The 17,903-nt window shown below is 63.8% G+C and carries 20 protein-coding genes and 1 tRNA gene; 14 read left to right on the forward strand and 7 right to left on the reverse strand.

Annotation, left to right across the window (positions count from 1 at the left end; all coding sequences use genetic code 11):
• Positions 1-10 precede the first annotated feature (10 nt).
• The 3 genes from CDQ91_RS12925 to alr are packed head-to-tail and all read right to left on the reverse strand — an operon-like array spanning position 11 to position 2,790.
• The gene (locus CDQ91_RS12925; protein WP_088473131.1) at positions 11-358 is read right to left on the reverse strand and encodes a RidA family protein; all 348 of its coding nucleotides are present in this window, start codon (positions 356-358) and stop codon (positions 11-13) included.
• Between the two features lie 27 nt (positions 359-385).
• Positions 386-1,645: a D-amino acid dehydrogenase gene (locus CDQ91_RS12930; RefSeq protein ID WP_088473132.1), complete on the reverse strand. Its 1,260-nt coding sequence runs from the start codon at positions 1,643-1,645 to the stop codon at positions 386-388.
• Entirely contained in the window at positions 1,642-2,790 is a 1,149-nt protein-coding gene (alr, locus tag CDQ91_RS12935) for an alanine racemase (protein WP_201791900.1), read from the reverse strand. The genes CDQ91_RS12930 and alr overlap by 4 nt, the downstream gene beginning before the upstream one ends.
• Positions 2,791-2,909: 119 nt before the next feature.
• Here alr and CDQ91_RS12940 point away from each other — a divergent pair, with 119 nt between their 5' ends.
• The gene (locus CDQ91_RS12940; RefSeq protein WP_088473134.1) at positions 2,910-3,356 is read left to right on the forward strand and encodes an Lrp/AsnC family transcriptional regulator; all 447 of its coding nucleotides are present in this window, start codon (positions 2,910-2,912) and stop codon (positions 3,354-3,356) included.
• 40 nt (positions 3,357-3,396) lie between these two features.
• Here the strand turns inward: CDQ91_RS12940 and CDQ91_RS12945 are convergent.
• Positions 3,397-3,472, reverse strand: a tRNA-Thr gene (locus tag CDQ91_RS12945).
• A gap of 21 nt (positions 3,473-3,493) precedes the next feature.
• Positions 3,494-4,366: a hypothetical protein gene (locus CDQ91_RS12950; RefSeq protein ID WP_088473135.1), complete on the reverse strand. Its 873-nt coding sequence runs from the start codon at positions 4,364-4,366 to the stop codon at positions 3,494-3,496.
• A gap of 63 nt (positions 4,367-4,429) precedes the next feature.
• Here CDQ91_RS12950 and CDQ91_RS12955 point away from each other — a divergent pair, with 63 nt between their 5' ends.
• From CDQ91_RS12955 to CDQ91_RS12995, 9 genes are all read left to right on the forward strand, one after another.
• Positions 4,430-5,005 carry a NifU family protein gene (locus CDQ91_RS12955; RefSeq protein WP_088473136.1) on the forward strand — a complete coding sequence of 192 codons (576 nt, stop codon included), beginning with the start codon at positions 4,430-4,432 and terminating at the stop codon, positions 5,003-5,005.
• A gap of 23 nt (positions 5,006-5,028) precedes the next feature.
• A complete protein-coding gene (locus CDQ91_RS12960) occupies positions 5,029-5,622 on the forward strand; it encodes a malonic semialdehyde reductase (RefSeq protein WP_088473137.1) in 594 nt (197 codons plus the stop codon).
• Positions 5,623-5,643: 21 nt separating this feature from the next.
• A complete protein-coding gene (gene tsaB, locus CDQ91_RS12965; protein ID WP_088473138.1) occupies positions 5,644-6,261 on the forward strand; it encodes a tRNA (adenosine(37)-N6)-threonylcarbamoyltransferase complex dimerization subunit type 1 TsaB in 618 nt (205 codons plus the stop codon).
• Positions 6,258-6,731 (forward strand): GNAT family N-acetyltransferase, encoded by a 474-nt coding sequence (locus CDQ91_RS12970; protein WP_237245971.1) that lies wholly within the window; start codon positions 6,258-6,260, stop codon positions 6,729-6,731. The genes tsaB and CDQ91_RS12970 overlap by 4 nt, the downstream gene beginning before the upstream one ends.
• Positions 6,732-6,847: 116 nt before the next feature.
• Positions 6,848-7,279 carry a Ros/MucR family transcriptional regulator gene (locus CDQ91_RS12975; protein WP_088473139.1) on the forward strand — a complete coding sequence of 144 codons (432 nt, stop codon included), beginning with the start codon at positions 6,848-6,850 and terminating at the stop codon, positions 7,277-7,279.
• Positions 7,280-7,409: 130 nt separating this feature from the next.
• Positions 7,410-7,835 (forward strand): Fur family transcriptional regulator, encoded by a 426-nt coding sequence (locus CDQ91_RS12980; protein ID WP_088473140.1) that lies wholly within the window; start codon positions 7,410-7,412, stop codon positions 7,833-7,835.
• Positions 7,804-8,601, forward strand: coding sequence for a lysophospholipid acyltransferase family protein (locus CDQ91_RS12985; protein ID WP_237245972.1), 798 nt, complete (start codon positions 7,804-7,806; stop codon positions 8,599-8,601). The genes CDQ91_RS12980 and CDQ91_RS12985 overlap by 32 nt, the downstream gene beginning before the upstream one ends.
• A 7-nt stretch (positions 8,602-8,608) precedes the next feature.
• Positions 8,609-9,946, forward strand: coding sequence for a tRNA (N6-isopentenyl adenosine(37)-C2)-methylthiotransferase MiaB (gene miaB, locus CDQ91_RS12990; RefSeq protein ID WP_088473189.1), 1,338 nt, complete (start codon positions 8,609-8,611; stop codon positions 9,944-9,946).
• A 66-nt stretch (positions 9,947-10,012) separates the two neighbouring features.
• Positions 10,013-11,023, forward strand: a complete 1,011-nt coding sequence (locus CDQ91_RS12995; protein WP_088473141.1) for a PhoH family protein — start codon at positions 10,013-10,015, stop codon at positions 11,021-11,023.
• A 128-nt stretch (positions 11,024-11,151) separates the two neighbouring features.
• On the opposite strand, the gene CDQ91_RS13000 is transcribed toward CDQ91_RS12995, so the two are convergent.
• The gene (locus CDQ91_RS13000) at positions 11,152-12,267 is read right to left on the reverse strand and encodes a hypothetical protein (protein ID WP_088473142.1); all 1,116 of its coding nucleotides are present in this window, start codon (positions 12,265-12,267) and stop codon (positions 11,152-11,154) included.
• Positions 12,268-12,455: 188 nt separating this feature from the next.
• Here CDQ91_RS13000 and CDQ91_RS13005 point away from each other — a divergent pair, with 188 nt between their 5' ends.
• Together CDQ91_RS13005 and CDQ91_RS13010 are read left to right on the forward strand one after the other, a co-directional pair.
• Positions 12,456-14,738 (forward strand): TonB-dependent hemoglobin/transferrin/lactoferrin family receptor, encoded by a 2,283-nt coding sequence (locus CDQ91_RS13005; RefSeq protein ID WP_237245973.1) that lies wholly within the window; start codon positions 12,456-12,458, stop codon positions 14,736-14,738.
• A gap of 23 nt (positions 14,739-14,761) precedes the next feature.
• Positions 14,762-15,739, forward strand: coding sequence for a DUF6607 family protein (locus tag CDQ91_RS13010; RefSeq protein WP_088473143.1), 978 nt, complete (start codon positions 14,762-14,764; stop codon positions 15,737-15,739).
• Between the two features lie 69 nt (positions 15,740-15,808).
• Here the strand turns inward: CDQ91_RS13010 and CDQ91_RS13015 are convergent, their stop codons facing one another.
• Positions 15,809-16,189 (reverse strand): DoxX family protein, encoded by a 381-nt coding sequence (locus tag CDQ91_RS13015; RefSeq protein WP_088473144.1) that lies wholly within the window; start codon positions 16,187-16,189, stop codon positions 15,809-15,811.
• A gap of 248 nt (positions 16,190-16,437) precedes the next feature.
• On the opposite strand from CDQ91_RS13015, the gene CDQ91_RS13020 reads away from it, so the two are divergent.
• Together CDQ91_RS13020 and CDQ91_RS13025 are read left to right on the forward strand one after the other, a co-directional pair.
• A complete protein-coding gene (locus CDQ91_RS13020; RefSeq protein WP_088473145.1) occupies positions 16,438-16,893 on the forward strand; it encodes a carboxymuconolactone decarboxylase family protein in 456 nt (151 codons plus the stop codon).
• Positions 16,893-17,759 carry a sigma-70 family RNA polymerase sigma factor gene (locus CDQ91_RS13025; RefSeq protein ID WP_088473146.1) on the forward strand — a complete coding sequence of 289 codons (867 nt, stop codon included), beginning with the start codon at positions 16,893-16,895 and terminating at the stop codon, positions 17,757-17,759. Before CDQ91_RS13020 ends, CDQ91_RS13025 begins: the two co-directional genes overlap by 1 nt.
• Positions 17,760-17,903: the final 144 nt, after the last annotated feature.

A 17,903-nucleotide genomic window follows, 5' to 3' on the forward strand; every position in this document is an offset into this window, starting at 1 on the left:
CGGTCCGTCATCAGGCCAGCGCGGCGGTGACGATCACTTCGACCTTATAGTCGGGGGTCGCGAGGCGGACTTCGCCGGTCGCGCGGGTCGGGGCGTTGGCGCCGCCGATCCATTCTTCCCACACCACATTCATCGCGCCGAAATCGGCCATGTCGGCGAGCCAGATCGTCGCCGTCAGCAGGCGCGACTTGTCGGTGCCGGCTTCGGCGAGCAGCGCGTCGATCTGGCCGAGGATCGCCCGGGTCTGCGCGGTCGCATCTTCGCCGGGGGCGGCGACCTGACCGGCGAGATAAACGAGGCCGCCGTGGACCACGGCCTGGCTCATGCGCGAGCCCGAGTGCAGACGTTCGATGGTCATATTATTTTCCTTTATTGTGGTTTTGAATCAGCGTGAATAGCGGGCAAGCTCCAGCCCCTCGGGGTCGATCGGCGGCGGCGTGCCGCCAATGATGCTGGCGATGAGGCGGCCCGAGCCGCATGCCATCGTCCAGCCCAAAGTGCCGTGACCCGCGTTGAGGAACAGGTTGGAAACCGGCGTCCTGCCGATGATCGGCGTACTGTCGGGCGTCATCGGACGCAAGCCGCTCCAGAAGCCCGACGGGGCATTATTGTCGGCGGCGCCGGGGAACAGATCGTTCAGCGAATGGCGCAGCGTCGCCTCGCGGCGCGGCGACAGGCTGCGGTCGTAACCCGACAATTCGGCCATCCCGCCGACGCGGATACGGTCGCCGAGCCGGGTGATCGCGATCTTGTAGCTTTCGTCGAGCAGCGTCGACACCGGCGCGCGCGCCGCATCGGCGACGGGCAGCGTGATCGAATAGCCCTTCACCGGATAGATCGGCAGGCGGATGCCGAGCTGCGCGAGCAGCGCGGGCGAATGGCTGGCGAGCGCGACCAGATAGGCGTCGCCGCGCAGCATGCCATCGTCGGTGCGGACGCCGGTGATCCGGTCGCCGTCCTTCTCGATCGCCTCTATGCGCGTGTTGTAGCGCAGTTCGACTCCCATTGCGGGCAGCCGCTGCGCGAGCGCGCGGGTGAAGATATGGCAATCGCCGGTCTCGTCATGCGGCAGTCGCAGCCCGCCGACGAAGTGATCCTGCGATATGGCCAGCCCCGGCTCGGCGCCGACGCAGCCGCTGCGATCAAGCACCTCATAAGGCACGCCATAGCTTTGCAGCACCGCAATATCGTCGGCGCTGCCGTCGAGCTGCTTCTGCGTGCGGAACAATTGCAGCGTGCCCTGCGAACGCTCGTCATATTCGATCCCGAGTGCGCCGCGCAGCGCGATCAATTCGTCGCGGCTATATTCGGCGAGCCGCACCATCCGGCTCTTGTTGAGTGCATAGCGGTTCGCGGTGCAGTTGCGCAGCATCGCCAGTACCCAGCGCAGCATCGCCATGTCGGGGCGCGGCTGGATGATCAGTGGGGCATGCTTCATCATCAGCCAGCGCATCGCCTTTGCGGGGATGCCGGGCGCCGCCCAGGGCGAAGCATAGCCGGGCGAAATCTCGCCCGCATTGGCAAAGCTGGTTTCCAGCGCCGGGCCGGGTTGGCGATCGACCAGCACCACCTCATGCCCTGCTTCGGCCAGATAATAAGCCGAAGTGACGCCGACGACCCCGGCGCCAAGGATGACGATCCTCATATCCGCTCTCCCGGTGCGGTGAATTCCAATACGCCGTCGTCATCGACGACGATCCGCGCGTGGCGCGGGCCGAGCTGCGTCAGAATTTCATAGGCGATGGTGTCCGCGTCGCGCGCGACGTCGGCGAGCGATTGCGACGGGCCGAGCAGTTCGACGAAATCCCCTTCGGCGAGCGCATCGGCAGGCAATGCGGTGATATCGACGGTCATGCTGTCCATCGACACCCGCCCGACGATCGGCAGCCGCACGTCACGATGCCACGCCGCGCCGACGCCGCTCAGGCTGCGCGGCCAGCCGTCGGCATAGCCGATCGCGATCGTTGCCAGCCGATGCGGGGTGGGGGCGGTGTAGGTGAGGCCATAGCCTACGCCGATGCCTGTCTCGATCTCACGGATTTGCAACACGCGGGCCTCGAGCGTGACGACGGGCCGCAGACCATGGGCGTCGGGCGCCGGATCGACGCCATAGAGCGCGACCCCGGGACGGGCGATGTCGCAATGAAAATCACCCGCCAGAAAGGCGCCGCCGCTGTTCGCGATCGACGCCGGGACGCCCGGGAAGTGCGCGCGGATCGCGTAGAAACCGTCGAGCTGGGCGCGGTTCGCGGGATGCGTGGGTTCGTCGCTGCACGCAAGATGGGTCATCAGAAGGCGCAGATCGATCTCGCGCGACAGGTGCAGATCCTGCGCCAGCGCGCTGGCGTCGGCGGGCGGCAGGCCGAGGCGCGACATGCCGCTGTCGATTTGCAGCGCGGCGGGCAGGGGCCTGCCCTTCGTGCGCGCAAGTTTGCGCCACCGTTCAATCTGCGAGTGCGAATTGAGCACGGGAAGGAAGCCGCGCTCGGCGCAATCGGCCTCGCTTCCGGGATCGAGGCCGTTGAGGATGAAGATGGTGGCGTCATCGCCGATCACGCGGGCCAGCGTGATGGCTTCGTTCAATTGAGCGACGAAGAAGTGGCGGCATCCCTCGCGATAGAGCGCGGGGGCGACCTGAACGACGCCGAGGCCATAGGCGTTCGCCTTGACCACTGCGCCCGACCGGGCGGGCGCAACGCGCGCGGCGATGGCGCGATAATTGGCGCGGATCGCGCCAAGGTCGATGCGAAGCCTGCTCGAACAGGCTTCGGCGATAATCTGATGCTTCATGGCCATCTCCCGCCGGGAGGATAGCGATTATTTTTATCAATTTTTGACCGGATTGGCGTATGAAGCGTCGATGATCGCCCGACGTGCGACAGATTATGCGAAGAAATGGAATATTCTGCATGCAGGCTCTCGACGACGCCGATCGGCGCATATTGAACCGGCTGCGCCTCGACGCGCGGATCACCAACAGCGCGCTCGCTGCCGAGGTTGGCCTGTCACCGTCGGCGTGCCTGCGCCGTGTCCGGCTGCTCGAACAATCGGGGATCATTCGCGGCTATACCGCGATCGTTTCGGGGGCGGCCCCCGACGAAGGCACCGTCGCGATCGTCCAGATCGAACTCGAACGGCAGACCGAGGAATATCTGGTCCGCTTTGAAACCGCGCTGCGCCGCCATCCCGAAATTCAGGAATGGTATCTGATGACCGGCGACGGCGATTATGTGCTGCGCGTCCAGATCGCCGGGATCGACGATTATGGCGCTTTCCATCGTGATATATTGTCGCGATTGCCCGGGGTTTCGCGCATCACGTCCAGCTTCGCGATGCGCAGCCACCGGCGGATGTGAGCGGCGGTGGGCAAGGGCTGGAGTCTGAAGGGGATTATACTGGTGCCGGCTACAGGATTCGAACCCGTGGCCCCCTGATTACAAATCAGGTGCTCTACCAACTGAGCTAAGCCGGCCTACCTTCAACGCCCCTTGCTTCAAATTATGCCAAAGGTCCAGCCTTCGGTGCATGCAAGTTCGTCGGTGAGCGGGGCAGGGCCCCATAGCGCGGCGTTGCCAGCGATGTGGCGCAGCCACGCGGCGGTCAGCAGCGCGTCGCTCGCATGGTCGCTGATCGGGCCGGTGCTGCCGATCGGCGGCGAATCCAGCGCGGCCAACGCCGCATCGAGCGCTGCGCCGTCGCGGATTTTGCTGCGCCCCGGTGGCAGGCCCGCGGCGCGTGCAGCGAGGCTGGTATATATTTCGACGAGTAACGGGCCTTTTGCGGGCAGAGGATCGAGCGGCCACAGCGGAATCCGGCCCGACAGACGGTGGAGCAGGCGCATCCCCGTCAGGCTGGCCTTGCCGACCTGTGCTGCGCCGACGAGGTTGAAATTGCTGACGCTGGCTGCCTGCTTCGTCGCGCGCTGATGTTGCTCGACGATGCGCAGGCGTCCGGCGCCGGGTTCGAACAGGTCGCCGACGTCGCTCTGGCCATGGCGAAAATGGCGCCGCGCTTCCGGATGCGCCAAAAACGACCCGGCTTCATGATGTGGATCGCCGCACGCGAGCCGTTCTACCAATGCCCATAGGGCGCGGATATTGGCTGGACTGTCGGCCCAGTCGGGGAAATAGGCGCCATGGTCGGCAAAGGCGAAGGCGGCCGAAAAATCGAAACCGATCAGTATATTCTCGCCTGCGGCTGCGATCGATTCCAGCCATTCCAGAACTTCGGCGCGTGACCAGATATGCTTCGGCCGGACCAGTGCGGGCGCGGCGGTGCCACGCGCGACGGCGAGCGCAATTCCGCGTTGCCGGGGGCCGCGTGCGCCCGACCAGTCGATGGCGGCGAAATGCGAAAAACGGCGCATTGTCTTCCCCTAGGGCATCTATGTTATCTTGCACAAAGGGCGTCGGCGTCCCACATGCAACCCATGCTGATCGAAACCGAATCGACGCCCAATCCCGCGACGCTCAAATTCCTGCCCGGTCGGGTGGTGATGGACGCGGGAACCCGTGACTTTGCGAGCCCCGAAGAGGCGGAAGCTTCGCCATTGGCGAGTGCGCTTTTTTCGCTCGGTGATGTCACCGGAGTCTTTTTCGGCCGCGACTTCGTGTCGGTGTCGATCGCGCCCGGTGCCGAGTGGAGCGACGTAAAGCCCGATGTCCTCGGCATCGTCATGGATCATTTCCTCGCCGACGTGCCGCTGTTCAGCGCCGCGAGTGCGGGTTTCTCCGTGCCGCCAGAGGATGAGGCCGGCTTCGCCGACGATCCCGCCGATGCCGATATCATCGAGCAGATCAAGGAACTCATCGAAACGCGCGTCCGTCCCGCAGTCGCCAATGATGGCGGCGACATCATCTATCGCGGTTTCGACAAGGGCAATGTGTATCTGAAGATGCAGGGTGCCTGCGCCGGCTGTCCGTCCTCGACCGCGACGCTGAAGAATGGCATTGAATCGCTGCTCAAACATTATGTTCCCGAAGTGACTGCGGTCCACGCCGTCTGACGATCCCAAACAGGAGAATGCCCATGAGCGAGCCGCTTTCGGATAGCGCCCTCGACCAGTTGTTTCGTGCCGCGCGTACTTATAACGGCTATCTCGACAAACCGGTTTCGGAAGCGCAACTCCACGCCATTTGGGACCTGGTGAAGTTCGGTCCCACCAGCGCCAACAGCCTGCCGGCGCGGATCATCTGGTGCGTGTCGGACGAGGCGAAGCAAAAGCTCGCCGCCTTCGCGCTGCCCGCCAATGCCGAAAAAATCCTGAAAGCGCCGGTCACTGCGATCATCGGCATGGACAATGAATTTTACGAAAATCTGCCCGACCTTTTCCCCCACGCCGATGCGCGTGCATGGTTCGTCGGCAATGACGCGCTGGCGCACACGACCGCGTTCCGCAATTCCAGCTTGCAGGGCGGCTATTTCATCCTCGCGGCGCGCGCGCTCGGGCTCGATACCGGGGCGATGTCGGGCTTTGACAATGCGGGCGTCGATGCGGCTTTCTTTACCGATCAGCCGAATGTGAAGAGCAATTTTATCACGACGCTCGGCTATGGCGATCCGGCGAGCATTTTCGACCGCAGCCCGCGCCCGGATTTCGGCCGCTTTAATCGCATCGCCTGAACGGGCGGGCGGGGTCTTTTCATGCGGTATCTGGTCATCGATTCGGCGAGTGAAGCCTGCTCGGTGGCACTGGTGGACGCGGGAGAGGTCGTGGATTCTCGCCATGAGGTGATCGGCCGTGGCCACGCCGAACGGTTGGTTCCGCTGATCGCGGATCTGGCGGACGGTGGCCGCGCTGATGCCATTATGGTCGGCTGCGGCCCCGGCAGTTTCGCCGGGGTGCGCATCGGCGTCGCGGCAGCGCGGGGATTGGCGCTGGGCTGGCAGGTCCCGGTTCAGGGATTTTCGACTCTGTCGCTCGTCGCGGCCAGCGCCGCTGACGCCATTGCGGCGGCTGGCGGCGCGCTGGTGGTGATGGAGGGCGGGCATGGCCAATGGTTCGTGCAACCCTTTGCCGCCGACCTGACGCCGCGCGCCGCAATACGCTCATTGCTTCCCGCAGAAGCGATCCGCGCCAACGATGCGCTGATCGTCGGCAACCGTGCCTTGCCCTTTGTCGAGTTGCGCGGAACCGGCGATGCGCTGTCGGTGCTTCCCGATGCGCGCGCGTTCCTGCAGCTTCCGGCCGATGCGCTGTTCGCCGATCCCCGGCCGATCTATGGTCGTGAACCCGATGCCAAACCGATGCGCACGACATGAGCGATGAAATTCGCCTTGCCGCCGCCCGCGTCAGCGATCTCGCGGCGGTGATGCGCGTGATGGATGCCGCCTTCGACCCCGCCTATGGTGAAGCGTGGAGTGGCGCACAACTGTTCACCCTGTTCGCGCTGCCCTCGGCGCGGGTCGCGCTCGCCTGGGATGGCGAGCGGCCGTGCGGTTTTTATGCAGCGCGTATTGCGGGGCCGGAAAGCGAACTGCTGTTGCTTGCGGTCGACCCCTCCGATCGCGGGCGCGGCATCGGTGCGCGGCTGATCGGTGATTGGCAGATATGGGCCGATGCGCAGGGTGCTGACGACTATTTCCTTGAAATGCGTGCCGATAATGACGCCGTTCATCTTTATGCGCGCGCCGGATTTTCGGAATGTGGCCGCCGACCTGCTTATTATCGCGGCGGGGACGGGGTGGTGCGCGACGCGATTACCATGCGGCGATCGTCCACGGGAATGTAGCCAAATGATCGGCCATTGCGGAATTGTTCCCAAAGTGGCAGTAATCGGTCCGGTGGAAGTAGAATACCAATATTCGCTTCCCACTCTTCAGGGTGAATCTAGCAAGGAATAATCTCATGTCGGACCATGCCGATACCAACGAAATGCTCGTGACGCTCACGGCTGACATTGTCGCAGCACATGTCAGCAACAATAGCGTCGCGATTTCGGACCTCGCCGTTCTGATCAACAATGTCCATGCCGCCTTGTCGGGGCTTGGCGAAAAGGTCGTTGTTGAAGAAGAACTCGTGCCTGCGGTGTCGATCCGCGCGTCGGTGAAACCCGACTTCATCACCTGTCTCGAAGATGGCAAAAAGCTGAAGATGCTGCGCCGCCACCTGATGACGCATTACGGCATGACTCCTGATGATTATCGCGCCAAATGGGGCCTGCCTGCCGACTATCCGATGGTCGCGCCGAACTATGCCGAAAAGCGTCGTGCGCTGGCCAAGGAAATCGGCCTCGGCACCAAGGGCCGTGGCGGCGGGCGCAAACCCAAAAAGGCCTAAGCGCTTTGCAATAGGGCCATAACGGCAAATGAGGGCGGCGCCGAAGGGGGCCGCCCTTGTTCTATCCGCGGCGCGACCCTATACAGTTGCCAGAACAAAGATACGACTGCATCACGCAGGAAAGGCCCGCATGTCCGGTTCCATCGACCTTGAAGCTCTCTGCCATGAAAAAGGGCTTCGCATCACCGAGCAGCGCCGCATCATTGCGCGTGTGATTTCGGATTCCGAAGACCATCCCGACGTCGAGACGCTCTATGAGCGCGCCTCTAAAGTCGATAGCGGCATTTCAATTGCCACCGTTTACCGAACCGTCCGTCTATTCGAAGAAGCGGGCATTCTCGATCGCCATGATTTCGGCGACGGCCGGTCGCGCTACGAAGCCGCGCCCGAGGCGCATCACGACCATCTGATCGACGTCGAAACGGGCAAGGTGATCGAATTCGTCGATCCCGAACTGGAGGCGTTGCAAAAGGTTATCGCCGAACGGCTGGGCTTCCGCCTCGTCGATCATCGTATGGAGCTTTATGGTGTCGCCATCGATCGCAAGCGCGACTGATCGCGCCTCGATTACCTGGCGTTCGGTCGCACGCCTCACCTTGATGGTGCTGGCGCTTCTGTTCCTGATCGTTCCGCATCTTTGCTATCGTGCCGTTGGTCGCCCGTCGCCGATGGTCATGGCTTTTCTCAACGCCGCTGGCTGGATCGCGGGCCTGCGCGTCCGTACCACCGGCACGCGGTTGCGGCGCGATGTGCTGTTCGCGTCGAACCATGTCAGCTGGCTCGACATATTGGCGCTTGGCGGCGCCGCGCGATCGGCCTTTGTGTCGAAGGCGGAGGTCAAGGGCACGCCGCTCGTCGGCTGGCTCGCCGACCAGAATCATACCATTTATGTTCAGCGCGATGCGAAGCGCGAAATTCATGCGCAGGCGGACAATCTGCGCGGCGCATTGGCGCGCGGCCGGCCGGTGACGCTGTTTCCTGAAGGAACGACGGGCCCCGGCGACGGGCTGCTGCCATTTCGTGCCTCATTGTTCCAGGCCGTCGTCCCGCCGCTTCCCAATTTGCGGATCCAGCCGGTGTTCCTCGATTATGGCGCGGAGGCGAACGACATTGCCTGGCTCGACCCCGAATCGGGACTCGGCAATTTCAAGCGGCTGCTGGCGCGCAAGCGCCCGATCGCGCTCACGATCCACTATCTCGATCCGCTACCCGCCGAAGTGACCCATGATCGCAAGGCGATCAGCGAGTCAGCGCGGGCCGCGATAGCGCGTGAAATCGCCGCGACGGCGCGCCCTTCCGCCGCGGCGCTGCATCGCCTATAGCGAGCCGATGAACCCCGACTCTCCCAAAACATTTCACGTCAAATCCTTCGGCTGCCAGATGAACGTCTATGATGGCGAGCGCATGGCCGAGATGCTCGGCGCCGAAGGCTATGTTGCCGCGGCCGAGGGCGCCGATGCCGACCTTGTCGTGCTCAACACCTGTCACATTCGCGAGCGCGCGGCCGAGAAAGTCTATTCGGATATCGGCCGCCTGAAGCGCGCCGACGGCAGCCGCCCGACGATTGCCGTCGCAGGCTGCGTCGCGCAGGCCGAGGGCGCCGAAATCGCGCGCCGTGCGCCCACCGTCGACGTCGTCGTCGGCCCGCAGGCCTATCACCGCTTGCCCGACCTGATCGCCCGCGCGGCGCGCGGCGAGAAAGCAGTCGACCTCGACATGCCCGCCGAATCGAAATTCGGTGCATTGCCCAAACGCGCGGGCGGTCAGCGCCCGACGGCTTTCCTGACGGTGCAGGAAGGCTGCGACAAATTTTGCACCTATTGCGTCGTACCCTATACGCGCGGCGCCGAAATCAGCCGGCCCTTCGCCGACCTGATCGCCGAAGCGCGCGCGCTCATCGCGGGCGGCGCGCGCGAGATCACGCTGCTCGGCCAGAACGTCAACGCGTGGGACGGTGAGGATGATCGCGGCCGCGCGATCGGCCTCGACGGGCTGGTCCGCGAATTGGCGCGAGAGGATGGGCTGGAGCGTATCCGCTACATGACCAGCCACCCCAATGACATGACCGACGGGCTGATCGCGGCGCATGGCGAGATCGACAAGCTGATGCCCTATCTCCACCTGCCGGTGCAGGCGGGCAGCGACCGCATCCTCGCGGCGATGAACCGCAGCCACAGTGCCGACAGCTATTTGCGCATCATCGAACGCGTCCGCGCGGTGCGTCCCGACATCGCGATCTCGGGCGACTTCATCGTCGGCTTTCCGGGGGAGACCGAGGCGGATTTCCAGGCGACGCTCGATCTGATCCACGAGACGCGTTACGCGATGGCGTATAGCTTCAAATATTCGCGCCGCCCCGGCACTCCCGCGGCGACGATGGACGATCAGATTCCCGATGAGGTGATGCACGACCGGTTGCTGCGCATGCAGGCGCTGCTCAACGAGCAGCAGCGGGCGTTTAACGCGGCAACGGTCGGCAAGACGACGCGCCTGCTGATGGAACGCAAAGGCAAGCTCGATGGTCAGCTGATCGGCAAGTCGCCATGGCTCCAGTCGGTGCATGTCATCGTGCCGGGCCTCGCGATCGGCGATATGGTCGATGTGCGCGTGACGTCGGGCGGCTCGAACAGCCTCGGCGCCGAACCGCTGATGAGAGAGGTCGCCTGATGCGACGCGGCGCGCCCGGCACCCACGAATACCCACGGTCGATTTTCAGCTAGGAGCATTGCCCACGTGTCCAAACGCCCACTCGCCGCAACCCCCGCCGAACCCGGCGATCGCGTCCGATTGACGGCCGAGTTTGAACGGACACAGCTATTGGGGATATTGTTCGGCGAGTTTGATCGCAATCTCGTTGCGATCGAAAACCGCCTCGGCGTCTATATTTCGGCGCGCGGCAATCGCGTGCAGATCGAAGGCGAGGCGGAAGCTGCGGCGCGCGCCCGCGACGTGCTCGCCGATCTCTATGGCCGCATCGAACAGGGGCAGGAGGTCGATGGCGGCATGGTCGATGGGGTGATTGCGCTGTCGGCGCAGCCGACACTCGACGGCATCATCCGCCACGATGTCAGCGAAGCGCCGCCGATCATGATCCGCACACGCAAAAAGACGATCGTCCCGCGTGCGCCGTCGCAGGTCCCCTATATGCAGGCGCTCGCCCGCGACGACATCATCTTCGCGCTCGGCCCGGCGGGGACCGGCAAGACCTATCTCGCGGTCGCCCAGGCGGTCGCGCAGCTGATCACCGGTAGCGTCCAGCGCCTGATCCTGTCGCGTCCCGCGGTCGAGGCGGGCGAAAAGCTCGGCTTCCTTCCCGGCGACATGAAGGAAAAGGTCGATCCCTATTTGCGTCCGCTCTACGATGCGCTCCACGATTGCCTGCCCGCCGAACAGGTCGAGCGCCGCATCGCGAGTGCGGAAATCGAAATCGCGCCGCTCGCCTTCATGCGCGGGCGCACGCTCGCCGATGCCTTCATCATCCTCGACGAAGCGCAGAACACGACGATCCCGCAGATGAAGATGTTCCTGACGCGCTTTGGTGCGAACAGCCGCATGGTCGTGTGCGGCGACCCGAAACAGGTCGATCTGCCGATCCCCGCCAGCTCGGGTCTCGCCGACGCAGTCAGCCGCCTCGAGGGCGTGGAAGGCATTAACGTCAGCTATTTCACCAGCGCCGACGTTGTCCGCCATCCGATTGTCGGACGGATCGTCGATGCCTATGAGGGGCCGGGGGCAAAGAGCTAACGGCTTTTCGTCCCGTTTGTGTCGAGCGAAGTCGAGACCCCCATCGGTATAGCGCTTGGCCGAGGGGCATCTCGACTTCGCTCGATGCGAACGGTTAATTAGGCTGCTCGATATTCTTGGAGATAGCTTCAGCCCGTCTTGCGCCCGAACACCCGCCGCACGCCGAAACCGGGCCGAGCGGACGGTGTAGCGCCCGGTTGCGGGCCGCTTGCGCAAACCTCGAAGCTGCCGCCGATCCCCTCGGCCATGCTGCGCTTCGATTGCCATTCGTCGAGCAATATCTGACGCTCGTCTTGCGCTGACGGCATCAACGCGGCGGGCGGCGACCGGTCGTCGAAGACGCGTTCGCGCGGGACATAGCTGTCCGACTGAAAACCATATTCGCGGTGCAGCAGTGGTTCGAGTTCATAGAGCGGCACGTCGTCGTCGGTCGCCGCGATATGGCGGACGCGATAGGATAGGCTGTGGTCGTCCGGGCCGAACGTGTCGTCGTCGGGGATGATATAGCCATTTTGGGTGGTCGCGACGCGCAGGAACGCCAGGATCGTCTCGAAATTTGCGGCCCAGGGCAGCTCGCTCGGTTCGATCCGGATTTCGCGATCGATGAAATGGCCGGCGCCGAAGGTGCGGATGCCCGCGAGGGTCTTGCCGCTCGCCGATTGGCCGCCGCCATAGAGATAAGGGTGGATATGCAGCGGGCCCGGAACGCTGCCGGTGCCCAGCGTGTCGAACATTTCGCCGGGAAACAGCTGGTTGCTCTGTGTCCAGTGGACGACGCTCGCGGGCTGTTCGTCCTGCGCCAGCCGCGTGAGAAGCGTGCAAAGCTCGATCCGGCGCATGAATTGCGGCAGCGTGGTACTTGGTCGGACATAGCCGATTTTGCCCAGTACCCGGTCGATGTCACGGGTCGAGGGCAGCGCGCCATGCGATACATTGATCAAGATATGCGCGCGATGTCGCATCAGCCGCTGGGGCATGTCGGGGCAATAGATGCGTGTGATCGCCGATTCGACCGGCTGCCGGAATGCATCGGGGTTGGCGGGCTCAGCCACATATTCCAGCGTGATCATCGTCTCGCCGGCGCCGAACAGGCGATAGAAGACGCCCGGCTTCGCTTCGACCAGATTATAGTCGAGGCCGCTGCGCGCCGCCTCGATGTTCAGGAAACTGTGCATCACCGATTCAAGATGGCGGACGGGCGCATCGAACAGCAGCGCCGATTGAATCTCATGAGGAAAGGGCATGGCGGCCTAGCGAGCGAAGGGTCGATGGACCGCTTATGCCGCAGCCCGGTTTGATTTTGGTTAATCGCGCGATTTTGGCTTTCCAATTAACGCAAGTGATTCTTAATAGCATAATACTTGACCACTGCGCCGCGCCTGCCTAGAGCGCGGCTATTGCGAATCAATCGCAATCAAGCAGGGGAAGAATTTTGACGCACGCCGCTCCGCCGTCCACCGTTTCCACGCGCGCCGCGCGCCTTGCTGCGGGCACCGCGCTCGGCCTCGCGCTTGCCGTGACCGCCCAGCCGGCGTTCGCGCAGGACAATGACGGCGATTACTGGATGGCGCGCAAGAACCAGATCGTCGTCACCGCGACGCGCACCGCGGTGCGGGCAGAGGATCTTCCGATCACCGTCACGGTCATCGATGAAGAGCGGATCGCCGACGAACTCGTCACCGATATCCGCGATCTCATCCGTTTCGAACCGGGCGTCAGCGTCCAGCGCCAGCCCGCGCGCTTCGGTGCCGCGCTCGGCGCGACGGGGCGTGCGGGCAACGACAGCTTCAACATTCGCGGGATCGGCGGCAACCGCGTGCTGATCCAGGTCGACGGCGTCCGCGTTCCCGATGGCTTCAGCTTTGGCGCGCAGGCTTCGGGACGCGGGGATTATGTCGATCTGGGCCTCATCAAGTCGGTCGAAATTCTCCGCGGACCTTCGTCGGCGCTTTACGGCAGCGACGGGCTGGCCGGGGCAGTCAGCTTCATCACCTCCGATCCGTCGGACTTTCTGCAGGAAGGCAAGAGTGTCGGCGGTCTGGTCCGCGGCGCTTACAGCAGCGCCGACGAGGAGTTCAGCGAAACCGCGATCCTCGCGGGCCGCAGCGGCGACTGGTCGGCCATGGCCGCCTATACGCGCCGCGACTGGCAGGAGCTCGATAACAAGGGGACCAAGGACGGCACCGGTCCCGCACGCACGCTCCCCAATCCGCAGGATGGCCGGTCGAACGCGGCGCTGGGGCGTATCGTCTATGATCCCGCGAACGGTCACAAGCTGCGCCTCACCGGCGAATATCTCGACACGCACCTCTATACGCAGGGCCTGACCGGGATCACCGCGACCGTCGATCGTCTCGAAGGTTTCGACACCGGGGAACGCAAGCGCGTGTCGCTCGACTGGAGCTGGGAAGGCGAGGGGACGATCGATTTCGCCCGCGTCGCGCTCTACTGGCAGGACAGCGAGGATCGCCAATATACAGAGGAAGATCGGACCCCCGCCGCCGACCGTACGCGCCTCAACACCTTCGAGAACCGCGTCTTCGGCGCCTCGGCCGACGCCCGCTCCGATTTCGCGACCGGCCCGCTCGCCCACCGCCTCGTCTTCGGCGGCGACATCAGCAAGACGCGCCAGCGCGGCCTGCGCGACGGGACGATCCCGCCGGCGGGCGAAGTCTTCCCGGCGCGCGCTTTCCCGAGCACCGATTTCACCCGCGCAGGCCTGTTCGTCGGCGACGAAATCAGCATCGCCGACGGTCGCCTGATCCTTTACCCCGCGCTGCGTTTCGACTGGTATGACCTGTCGCCGCAGGACGACCCGCTGCTGCCGAGCTTCGCTGGCGCCAAGCAGGACGGCTCGCGCCTGTCGCCCAAGTTCGGCGCGCTGTGGAAGGTCACCGACGAGGTGCGCCTGTTCGCCAATTATGCGACCGGTTTCAAGGCGCCCGAACCGGGGCAGGTGAACCAGTTTTTCGAAAATCTGGCCTTCGGCTACACGTCGAAGCCCAACCCCGATCTCGGTCCCGAACGCAGCGAGAGCTTCGAGGGCGGCCTTCGCTTTTCGAGCGATGCCGTCAGCCTTGATCTCACCGCCTTTTCGGCGCGCTACAAGGATTTCATCAGCCAGGAAGTCGTCGGCGGCAGCTTCACGCCCGCCGATCCCGCCATCTATCAATTTGTGAATCTCGATCGCGTCCGGGTCAAAGGGGCCGAGGCGCGGTTCGAGGGGCGAGCGTCGTCCGGCCTGTATACGACGCTCGCCCTATCCTATGCGAAGGGGGATATTATCGAGCCCGATGGCACGCGCACGCCGCTGTCGACGATTGACCCGCTGAAGCTCGTCGCCGGGGTCGGTTACCGAGAGCGCGAAGGACGCTTCGGTGGCCAGATCATCATGACGCACGCCGGCCGCAAGGAAGCGTCGCGCGCGGAGGGGCTTTGCACGCCCACCTGTTTTCGGCCCGCCGCCTTCACCATCCTTGATGCGACGGTTTTCGGCCGCATTACCGACGGGCTGACCTTGCGCGCCGGTGTCTTCAACATCCTCGACAAGAAATACAGCTGGTGGAGCGATGTACGCGGCCTCGCGATGATCCAGACGCCGCCGCCAGCGGGCTCGCCTGCGGGTGTGCCCGGGACCTTCGTCACCCCCGCGAGTGCCGACGCCTATACCCAGCCCGGCCGCAACGCGAGCGTGTCGCTCAGCTACCGCTTCTGAACACCAAAAGAAGGACTGCACCGATGAAAGCATATCGTAAAATCGCTGCGGGTTTGTTGCTGCTCTCCGCGGCACTCCCGACCATCGCGTCGGCGCACCCGCCGATCGCCGCCGAGCAGGCGGCGGCCAATTTCGAACAGGACCGCGCCGACATCCTTGCGATGGCGGGCAATTACCGCGTCAGCTTCAACATGCAGGAATCGACGCGCTGGGACCCGAATTACGAGGTGCTGGAACCGAAGCGCTCGGGCGGCAACGAGGTCATTCGCGTGATCGAGGATACCGGGCGCAAAATCTCGCTCCAGCATATGCTCGTCATCACCGGCGACGACGACAAGAGCTTCGTCATCAAGCATTGGCGGCAGGATTGGGAATATGAACCGGCCAGGGTTCTGGTCTATTCGGACCGCAACGCATGGACGTGGGAAGATGTCCCCGAAAAAATGCGCACCGGTCGCTGGTCGCAGACGGTGTGGCAGGTCGACGACAGCCCGCGCTACGGCGGCTGGGGCCAGTTCGAGACGCAGGGCGGTGTTCGCCGCTGGCGCTCCAGTTGGACCTGGCGCCCGCTCGCGCGCCGCGATGCCGTGCGGAACCCGGTTTACGACCGCTATCTGTCGATCAACCGCCACCAGCCGAGCCCCGACGGCTGGGTCCATTGGCAGGATAACACCAAAATGGGGACCAAGGACGGCAAGCTTGTCCCGATCGTTCAGGAATATGTCCTCAACACCTATATCAAATATGACCAATATGATGTGAAGGCCGCCGACGATTATTGGGCAGTGACCAAGGATTATTGGGCCGCCGTCCGCGGCGAATGGGCCCGGGTTGCGCAGGCGAAGGGCGGCATCGCGATCGAGGAAAAGGCCGACACCGGCACGGTCATCAGCGGCCGCCTGCTCGAAATTGCCGACGAAATTCAGGAAAAGAAGCTGATCACCGCCAAGGCGATCGCCGAAGCGAAGAAGCTGATCGAAACCAACACCCGCAAACTCTGACCCACTTCACCATGTGAAGCCCGCAACTGGGGCGGCTCTGCAAAGGGCCGCCCCTATTTTTGTGTCAGATCATTTTTTTGTGGCGCCTTCGACACTCCAGATTCCTGCGCCGCGCGTTGCGATGAACAGGAAGATGAAGCAGTAAAGCGCAATCGTTTCGCCGCCATTGACGATCGGGAAGGGGTTTTTGGCGCCATGCGCGACCCAGTAACCGACTGCCGCCATGCCGCTGGCAAGGAAGGCCGCGGGGCGGGTGAACAGGCCGAGGACGATCAGGCCGCCCGCGACAATCTCGATCGCGCCCGCCGCCATCAACATTGGGTTGAGCGGCATCGGGAAAGCCACCGGGAAATTGAAGAATTTCTGCACGCCATGCGCGAGGAACAAGAGACCTGCGACGATGCGCAGCAGCGCATAGGCCTGTTCGCCGAAACCATCGAGAAATTTCATGATAACCCCTCCTTGCCGTTGATCGACGGGTGAATGCTAGAGCGCTGTCGGTCGATATCAAGACGTCATTGCGAGGAGCCGAAGGCGACGCGGCAATCTCCAGCCATCGGCGTGGCGGAAGGCGGATGGCTGGAGATTGCTTCGCTTCGCTCGCAATGACGCGTTTGCGAAATTATTTTCGTTCCCCGTGTCACATCCGCCCACCCTGTCTCGTCAAGTCAGCACAACCTGCAAAAAGGAGCCTCGACATGACGAACGTAACCGACCCCTTCGCCGCCGCGCCGCAACTGATGAAGCAGTGGATGGCGACCTCGCTCGCGGTGCAGGATAGCCTCGAGAAGAGCCTGATCGAACTGGTCAAGATCCGTGCCTCGATCCTCAACGGCTGCGCCAATTGCATCAACATGCATACGACCGAAGCGCGCGCGGGAGGCGAAAGCGAACAGCGCATCTACCTGCTCGCCGCGTGGCACGAAGCGCCGGTCTATACGCCCCGCGAACGCGCCGCGCTGGCGTGGACCGACGCCTTGACCCGCCTGTCGCAAGGCCACACACAGAAGGAAGCCAAGGATGCGCTGGAAGCGCATTTCACACTGGAGGAACAGGTGAAGCTCACGCTGATGATCAACATCATCAACGGCTGGAACCGCATCGCGGTCGGCTTTGACCTCTGGTATGAAATGCCCGCGGCCAAGGCGGCCTGATGACGGCTGAGGGCCATCATGATGCGGCAGACGCGGCGGTCAGTTTCGACCCGCTGCGTCCGCTGCTCACCCGCGTCGCGTACCGCATGCTCGGATCGGTCGCCGATGCCGAGGATGTAGTGCAGGACGCCTTCATCCGCTGGCTCGGGACCAACCGCGCTGAGGTCCGCGAGCCCGCGGCCTTCCTGCGCCGCACCGTGACGCGGCTCTGCCTCGATCAGATCAAATCGGCGCGCAGCCAGCGCGAGACGTATGTGGGGCCGTGGCTCCCCGACCCGCTGGTCGAGGAGGAAGAGGCGGACGACGTCACCCTGCCGCTGATGCTTGCCCTCGAACGCCTGTCGCCTCTCGAGCGCGCTGCCTTCCTGCTTCATGACGTATTTGGCGTCGGCTTTGACGAGGTTGCGACGACGATTGGCCGCGATGCCGCCGCGACGCGCCAACTCGCCGCCCGCGCCCGGACACACGTCCGCGATGCGCGCCCGCGTTACAAGCTCGAGAAGGAGCAGGGGATGGAGATCGCCAACGCCTTCTTCGCTGCCTCGCGCAGCGGCGACATGGGGGCGCTCGGCGCCCTGCTCGCGGCGGACGTTGGTATGTGGTCCGACGGTGGCGGCAAGCGCCCAGCGGCGCTGATGCCGGTGCTCGGCTTCGATATCGTGATGAAGCTCCACCGCAGCCTCGCGGTGCTTTTTGGAAAATATGGCTCGACTCTGGTCCACGCGGGCATGATCAACGGCCTGCCGGGCTTCGTTACCCGCGAGGCCGATGGAGAGCTGCAAACGACGGCGCTGGAGATTGCCGACGGCAAGGTCTCCGCCATCTATGTTATGCGCAACCCCGACAAGCTGCGGCATGTGCATTAAGGGCCGATGAGTTTCTTTCCATCGTCACCCCGGGCTTGACCCGGGGTCCCGCTTCCGCGGGCAAAAGCGGGACCCCGGGTCAAGCCCGGGGTGACGAGTGTCATAATGGGCAGATTTCTGTTCCAGAGAAGGCAATCACTCGTC

The organism is Sphingopyxis witflariensis (assembly GCF_002205635.1).
Lineage (GTDB): Bacteria > Pseudomonadota > Alphaproteobacteria > Sphingomonadales > Sphingomonadaceae > Sphingopyxis > Sphingopyxis witflariensis.

Excerpts from the sequence above, each read along its gene's own strand:
- CDQ91_RS12925 (WP_088473131.1), bottom strand. The coding sequence starts at position 358 with ATGACCATCGAACGTCTGCACTCGGGCTCGCGCATGAGCCAGGCCGTG.
- CDQ91_RS12930 (WP_088473132.1), bottom strand. The coding sequence starts at position 1,645 with ATGAGGATCGTCATCCTTGGCGCCGGGGTCGTCGGCGTCACTTCGGCT.
- alr (WP_201791900.1), bottom strand. The coding sequence starts at position 2,790 with ATGAAGCATCAGATTATCGCCGAAGCCTGTTCGAGCAGGCTTCGCATC.
- CDQ91_RS12940 (WP_088473134.1), top strand. The coding sequence starts at position 2,910 with ATGCAGGCTCTCGACGACGCCGATCGGCGCATATTGAACCGGCTGCGC.
- CDQ91_RS12950 (WP_088473135.1), bottom strand. The coding sequence starts at position 4,366 with ATGCGCCGTTTTTCGCATTTCGCCGCCATCGACTGGTCGGGCGCACGC.
- CDQ91_RS12955 (WP_088473136.1), top strand. The coding sequence starts at position 4,430 with ATGCTGATCGAAACCGAATCGACGCCCAATCCCGCGACGCTCAAATTC.
- CDQ91_RS12960 (WP_088473137.1), top strand. The coding sequence starts at position 5,029 with ATGAGCGAGCCGCTTTCGGATAGCGCCCTCGACCAGTTGTTTCGTGCC.
- tsaB (WP_088473138.1), top strand. The coding sequence starts at position 5,644 with ATGCGGTATCTGGTCATCGATTCGGCGAGTGAAGCCTGCTCGGTGGCA.
- CDQ91_RS12970 (WP_237245971.1), top strand. The coding sequence starts at position 6,258 with ATGAGCGATGAAATTCGCCTTGCCGCCGCCCGCGTCAGCGATCTCGCG.
- CDQ91_RS12975 (WP_088473139.1), top strand. The coding sequence starts at position 6,848 with ATGTCGGACCATGCCGATACCAACGAAATGCTCGTGACGCTCACGGCT.
- CDQ91_RS12980 (WP_088473140.1), top strand. The coding sequence starts at position 7,410 with ATGTCCGGTTCCATCGACCTTGAAGCTCTCTGCCATGAAAAAGGGCTT.
- CDQ91_RS12985 (WP_237245972.1), top strand. The coding sequence starts at position 7,804 with ATGGTGTCGCCATCGATCGCAAGCGCGACTGATCGCGCCTCGATTACC.
- miaB (WP_088473189.1), top strand. The coding sequence starts at position 8,609 with ATGAACCCCGACTCTCCCAAAACATTTCACGTCAAATCCTTCGGCTGC.
- CDQ91_RS13000 (WP_088473142.1), bottom strand. The coding sequence starts at position 12,267 with ATGCCCTTTCCTCATGAGATTCAATCGGCGCTGCTGTTCGATGCGCCC.
- CDQ91_RS13010 (WP_088473143.1), top strand. The coding sequence starts at position 14,762 with ATGAAAGCATATCGTAAAATCGCTGCGGGTTTGTTGCTGCTCTCCGCG.
- CDQ91_RS13015 (WP_088473144.1), bottom strand. The coding sequence starts at position 16,189 with ATGAAATTTCTCGATGGTTTCGGCGAACAGGCCTATGCGCTGCTGCGC.
- CDQ91_RS13020 (WP_088473145.1), top strand. The coding sequence starts at position 16,438 with ATGACGAACGTAACCGACCCCTTCGCCGCCGCGCCGCAACTGATGAAG.
- CDQ91_RS13025 (WP_088473146.1), top strand. The coding sequence starts at position 16,893 with ATGACGGCTGAGGGCCATCATGATGCGGCAGACGCGGCGGTCAGTTTC.